Below are 5474 nucleotides of genomic sequence, written 5' to 3'. Positions count from 1 at the left end.
CGAGGCATTGGCCGAGGCCGGGCCCGCGCTGCTCGCGTCGGCGGACTCGCCGTTCGCGGCGCTGCGGGACTGGGTGGAGGGGTTCGTGAACTTCCTGGTGACCAAGCACGGCCTGGCCGCCGCGATGCGCGACGACCAGGAAGGCTTCGCCGCCCTGCACGCGCTGCTCGGCGGCCTCGTGCCGGTGCTCGGCACCATCCTCGATGCGGCCCGCGAGACCGGCGAGATCACCCGGGAGATCCCGCCGTACCAGCTGCTTCGCGCGATCGGCGACGTCTGCGCGGGCGCGGAGCGGACCGACCCGGACTACGACGCGCGCGTGACGGTCGGGCTACTCCTCGACGGGTGCCGCAGCCAGCCCCAGGAACGCTGACCAGGCCTCGGCGCTCACCGGCAGGTGGGTGGCGGGTGCCTTGCTGTCCCGGATGCCGACGCCGTGGCCGATCTCCACGCAGTTGTCGCCATCGCCGCTGTAACTGCTCTTGCGCCACGCGGTCATCAGACGTCCTCCAGGATGCTGTTGATCACCGCCCTCGATTGTTCCTCATCGAGGGCGACGGCAGCGAGGTCCTTCAGGATGTTCTCGTAGACCTCGACGGTGTCCGCGTCGTCGAAGAACAAGCAGCACTTGACGCTCTCGATGTAGACCACCGGCGGGTACTTCGGGAACCTCATCAGCCGGAAGTCACCCGAGACGCCCGCGTGCATGCCGATCGACCTGGGGACGACGCGGATGCTGATGTAGTTCCGCACCGACAACCGCAGCAGATGGGCGAGTTGTTCCCGCCACACCTCCTCGCCGCCAACGGGAAGCAGCAGCGCCTGTTCATGCACGTAGAAGGTGAAGGTGCGCGTGTATTCGAGGATCGCCGCACGGGCCGTCCTCGCCGCCACCGCAGCCGCGCGTTTTTCTGGCGGAACCGTCCGTGCCTCGGCGGTGACCGCCTCGATGTACTCGGGGATCTGGAGCAGGCCGGGTACCAGGATCATCGACCAGCAAACGATTTCGTCGGCGTCCTTCTCCTGGTTGATCAACGTGCGGACCTGGTCCGGGACGCCGTCGTCCGGCACCTGGAGGTAGACGCTGCCGGACTCGCGGAACAGGTCCAGGAGCTCTTCGCGTTCCGCCAGCGGGGTGCGGCAGTAGGCGAGGAGCTCGCGGACCTCGGCCTCGTTGACCCCGCCCTTGCCGGCGAGCATGTCGCAGACCTTGGCCTCCTGCCAGCCGAGCAGCTCGGCGAGCCTGCGCTGGGTGAGTCCGGTGCGGTGCACGGCGGTGCGGACGCCGTTGCCGAACTCGCGGCCCACCACGCTGGACGATCTCTTGGGCATGCGGGAACGCTAGGAGCCGGGGCCTCCCGACTCCATCGTTTCGCGCCGAATGTGCCTGAAGGTGGGAGCGTTGGAACGGCTCTAAGCAGGCCTAAGGCGCCGAAAGCGTGCCGTAGGGTGGAGGTCGTGCTTTCCGACGAAGACATCGAGCTGCGGGCCCGCCTGCTGTCCGCGGCCGACCGGCACGGCCACACCAACGTCGTCGTGAACCCCGACGGCGAGGGCGCGGGGTACGTGTTCTCGGTCGGGGCGTGGCGGCGGTTCGGCGTCGCCGAGGCGGTCGTCATCGGGCTGCCCCAGGGCATGGGCGAGAACCTGGTCAACGCGTACGTGAAGCGCGCCAGCGGCGGCGAGCGGTTCGTGCCGGGCAAGCTCTACCACGACTTCTTCGAGGGCGTGCCGATCACGTTCGAGCGCGTGTACAAGGGTTTCTACCCCGAGTTCTTCGGCAGCGCCTACCTGCTCTACGACGGGTCGGACTTCGCGGCCGTGCAGATCATCGTGCCGACGCCGCAGGGGCAGTGGCCGTGGCAGCCGGACGCGCCGGAGGGGTTCCACGACCACCAGCTGGTCCTCACCGAGAGCGGCATCCCGGAGAGCTGGACGCCGGGGGTCACCGGACCGTGAACGTCCACATCGGACCGATCGGCGAGAGCCACGCGGGTGAGGTCCTGACGATCCAGCGCGCCGCCTACCTCGCGGAGGCCCGCCGGTACGGGGCGTGGGACCTGCCGCCGCTCGTCGAGACGCTGCGCGAGGTCCGCGCCCACCTCGGCGACGGCACGCCCGCGCTCGGCGCGTTCGACGGCACCCGGCTCGTGGGGTCGGTGCGCAGCCGCGTCGACGGCGACCGCATGGAGGTCGCCCGGCTGGCCGTCGCGCCGGACGTGCAGGGCGGTGGCGTCGGCCGGAAGCTGCTCCACATGATCAGCGCGAAGGCGCCGGAGGGCGTGGCCGTCGTCTGGCTGTTCACCGGGGCCGAGAGCGAGGACAACCTGAGGTTCTACGAGAGCGCCGGGTTCGTCCGGGTCTCCGAGCACCTCGACGCCGTCGGCATCCGGTGCGTCTCGCTGGAGCAGAAGGTCGTCTGACCGTCCCCGAGACCGAAACGTTGTCCGGTGGTCGTTGTCCGGTGAAACCGCTCCGACACCGGACAACGACCAGCCTGTAGAAAGGCGGAGCGGCCATCGGTCCGGGGGGATCCGGGGTTCGCGACCGGGGGAGGAGCGCCCCGCCCCGCAGGAGGCGAGGGGGATGCGGAGCGGGGCGCTGCACGACGGACTCGGTTCCCGGGCTCAGTTCTCGTTGAGGAACTTCTGAGCCAGCGACTCCCCGAGCGAGGTGGCCTTGGCGTGGTCCTCGATCGGCGACACCTTCGAGTTCTTGAAGAAGAGGTAGTGCACCGGGCCGTCCGTGCCGCCGTTCTCCGGGTTCGGGTTGATGCCCAGGTCCACGGCGGTCGCGTAGGAGGCCTCGCCGATGATGTTCGTCGGGCCCGTGTCGCCGACGACGGCGTACTCGACCCTGTTGTTGTAGATGACAGCCACGACACCGCCGCCCTGGATGCCGGAGTTGCGGTAGTCCCACGTGCCGCTGGGCGAGGGCACGACGACGTACGGGAGCTTGTCCGCGACGAGCGGCTTGCCCTTCGAGTCGTGGAACGCCGTGTCGGGCTGGAACCACGGGTCGGTGCTCTCGCTGCAGTTCGCGGTCCGCTGACCGTCGCAGTCGATGTCCAGGTCGGCCTTGTACCAGACGGCGCCGTTCTTGCCGCAGACCGGGATGGTCGCGGACGTCTCGTCGTCGCTGCGGTACTTGCCGCTGGAGATCTGGCTGCACGACGAGAGCTTCGCGAGCAGCTGGGAGGCACTCGGACCGGCGGCCTGGGCGGCGGGGGACGCGAGCAGTCCGGCGACGAGCGCGGACACCGCGAGAAGCCCGGGGCGAGCTTGCGCATCGTTTCCTCTTTCGACAGGTAACTTTCCTGACTGAAAGCGGCGGGAGCACCACTGTGCGCAACGCGGCCGAACGGCGTCAAGGGGCTAGGGCTTACGTCCCAGCAGTCCTATCAGTCGCGTTTGGTCGTCCGCGTCCTCGGCGACCGGAACAGGCGAATCGAACATCGACGAACCGCTCCAGTCGTCGATGGTGCCCTCCACGTACCCCAGGACCATCGACGCCAGCTCCGGGTCGAGCCGTTCGTCGGCACCGATCGAGCGCGCGAGGTCCCAGGCGTGCACGGCCAGGTCGGCCGTCATCTGCCAGCAGTACTCCTCGGCGGCCAGCTCGCCGGACGACACGCTCACCGTCTTCGCCAGCGCGGCCGGTTCCAGCCACGCCTCGCGCGCCGCCGCGGCCGCCACCACCCAGGACACGAGCGGGTCCTCACCGAGGTTGTCGTGGTCGAACCGGTCGCCGACCTGCCGGACCGTGCAGCCGGCCAGGAGCTCGGGTGCCCAGAGCTGCTCGTGGACCAGGTGACCGACGAGGTCTCTGACCGACCACTCCCGGCAGGGGGTGCCGAGCGACCACTGGTCGGGCGCGATCTCCCGCACCCGCCGGTCGAACTCCGTCATCGCCAGTCCGTGCGCCTGGATCAGCTCCATACCCGGAAGTGCATCAAACCCCGCTCGAATGCGCACCCTGACATGAGAGTTGGGCCACTGGGGCGCAACCTCGATTTGCTAGCAGTACGAACGTTCGGCGTAATCTGCACCAATCCGCCGTGACATCGTTGACACGAGAGGACGATGAGCGTGAGCGCCCCTAGCGCCAGCATCTCCGGTCAGGACAAGGGATTCTTCGGGCACCCCCGAGGCTTGTCCACGCTGTTCTTCACCGAACTCTGGGAACGGTTCTCGTTCTACGGGATGAAGGCCATCCTCGGCCTCTACCTGTGGACAGCCGTGTCCGAGGGCGGTCTCGGCGTCGACAAGGCGCTCGCCCTGTCGGTGGTCGCCATCTACGGCACAGCGGTGTACATGTCCGGCGTCGCCGGCGGCTGGCTCGCCGACCGCGTCTGGGGCGGCCAGCGCTCGACGTTCTACGGCGGCGTGCTGATCATGTGCGGCCACATCGCGCTGGCCATCCCGATCGGCATCACGGGCGTCTACCTGGGCCTGATCCTCATCGTCATCGGCACCGGCCTGCTCAAGCCGAACATCTCCACCGTCGTCGGCGGCCTGTACGACAAGGACGACACGCGCCGCGACGCCGGCTTCACCGTCTTCTACATGGCGATCAACATCGGCGGCTTCGTCTCGCCGCTGATCACCGGCGCCCTGGCGGAGGGCATCGGCTTCCACGCGGGCTTCGCCGTCGCCGCGGTCGGCATGGCCGCCGGCCTCGTCCAGTACCGGATGGGCCGCAAGTACCTGCGCGGCTCGGCCGCCGTGCCGCCGAACCCGTTGCCGCACAGCGAGAAGGGCCGCATCTACGGCCTGATCTTCGGTGTCGTGGCGGCGATCGCCGCGCTGGGCGTCGTCGCGTACCTGCTGGGTGACGTCGAGGGCGTCATCCTGATGATCAGCATCATGTCGATCGTGCTGCCCATCGGCTACTTCACCGTGATGCTGCGCAGCAAGAAGACGCTGCCGGAGGAGAAGCCGCGCGTCCTCGCCTACATCCCGCTGTTCATCGCGGCGGCGATGTTCTGGCTGATCTTCGAGCAGAGCGCCTCGGTCATCGCGGAGTTCGCCGACTCGCACGTCGACAACCACGTGTTCGGCTGGGAGTTCCCGGTCGCCTGGTTCCAGTCGATCAACCCGATCATGATCATCGCCCTGGCCCCGGTCTTCGCGTGGCTGTGGCTCAAGCTCGGCAACCGCGCCCCGTCGACACCGCGCAAGTTCGCGGGCGCGCTGGTCCTCGTGGGCCTGTCGTTCGTGCTCATGTACTTCGCGAGCAACTCGGCGGCCGACGGCAAGGTGACGCCGCTGTGGCTCGTGGTGATGTTCCTGATCATGACCTGCGGCGAGCTCATGCTCTCCCCGGTGGGCCTGTCGGCGACGACGAAGCTGGCACCGCGCGCGTTCGCCTCGCAGACGATGAGCCTGTGGTTCCTCGCGGTGTCGGCCGGCACCGGCGTGGCCGCGCAGCTCGTGAAGTTCTACACGACGAGCCCTTCGGCGTACTTCTTCACG

Annotated in this window: 7 protein-coding genes and 1 pseudogene; 4 read left to right on the top strand and 4 right to left on the bottom strand. The window is 68.6% G+C overall.

Annotation, left to right across the window (positions count from 1 at the left end):
- Positions 1 to 373: pseudogene (locus VF330_RS21020) on the top strand (TetR family transcriptional regulator); the annotation flags it as partial.
- On the opposite strand, the gene VF330_RS21015 reads toward VF330_RS21020, so the two are convergent.
- Positions 332 to 499, bottom strand: a complete 168-nt coding sequence (locus tag VF330_RS21015) for a DUF397 domain-containing protein (protein ID WP_330853340.1) — start codon at positions 497 to 499, stop codon at positions 332 to 334. The pseudogene VF330_RS21020 and the gene VF330_RS21015 overlap by 42 nt on opposite strands.
- Positions 499 to 1332: a helix-turn-helix transcriptional regulator gene (locus VF330_RS21010; RefSeq protein ID WP_330853339.1), complete on the bottom strand. Its 834-nt coding sequence runs from the start codon at positions 1330 to 1332 to the stop codon at positions 499 to 501. The genes VF330_RS21015 and VF330_RS21010 overlap by 1 nt, the downstream gene beginning before the upstream one ends.
- A gap of 126 nt (positions 1333 to 1458) precedes the next feature.
- Here VF330_RS21010 and VF330_RS21005 point away from each other — a divergent pair, with 126 nt between their 5' ends.
- On the top strand, positions 1459 to 1959 hold the full coding sequence (locus tag VF330_RS21005) for a DUF4262 domain-containing protein (RefSeq protein WP_330853338.1): 501 nt from the start codon (positions 1459 to 1461) through the stop codon (positions 1957 to 1959).
- Positions 1956 to 2423, top strand: a complete 468-nt coding sequence (locus VF330_RS21000) for a GNAT family N-acetyltransferase (protein ID WP_330853337.1) — start codon at positions 1956 to 1958, stop codon at positions 2421 to 2423. Before VF330_RS21005 ends, VF330_RS21000 begins: the two co-directional genes overlap by 4 nt.
- A gap of 204 nt (positions 2424 to 2627) precedes the next feature.
- On the opposite strand, the gene VF330_RS20995 is transcribed toward VF330_RS21000, so the two are convergent.
- A complete protein-coding gene (locus tag VF330_RS20995; RefSeq protein WP_330853336.1) occupies positions 2628 to 3260 on the bottom strand; it encodes a glycoside hydrolase family 75 protein in 633 nt (210 codons plus the stop codon).
- A 114-nt stretch (positions 3261 to 3374) separates the two neighbouring features.
- Positions 3375 to 3938 (bottom strand): TIGR03086 family metal-binding protein, encoded by a 564-nt coding sequence (locus VF330_RS20990; RefSeq protein ID WP_330853335.1) that lies wholly within the window; start codon positions 3936 to 3938, stop codon positions 3375 to 3377.
- A 150-nt stretch (positions 3939 to 4088) separates the two neighbouring features.
- On the opposite strand from VF330_RS20990, the gene VF330_RS20985 reads away from it, so the two are divergent.
- Positions 4089 to 5474 (top strand): peptide MFS transporter (locus VF330_RS20985; RefSeq protein ID WP_330853334.1); only part of this gene is annotated, 1386 nt, incomplete at its 3' end.

It is taken from the genome of Lentzea sp. (genome assembly GCF_036380075.1).
Taxonomy (GTDB): Bacteria; Actinomycetota; Actinomycetes; order Mycobacteriales; family Pseudonocardiaceae; genus Lentzea.
The sequence above is the reverse complement of the archived record's forward strand: the minus strand, read 5'-3'. Positions and strand labels throughout refer to the sequence as shown.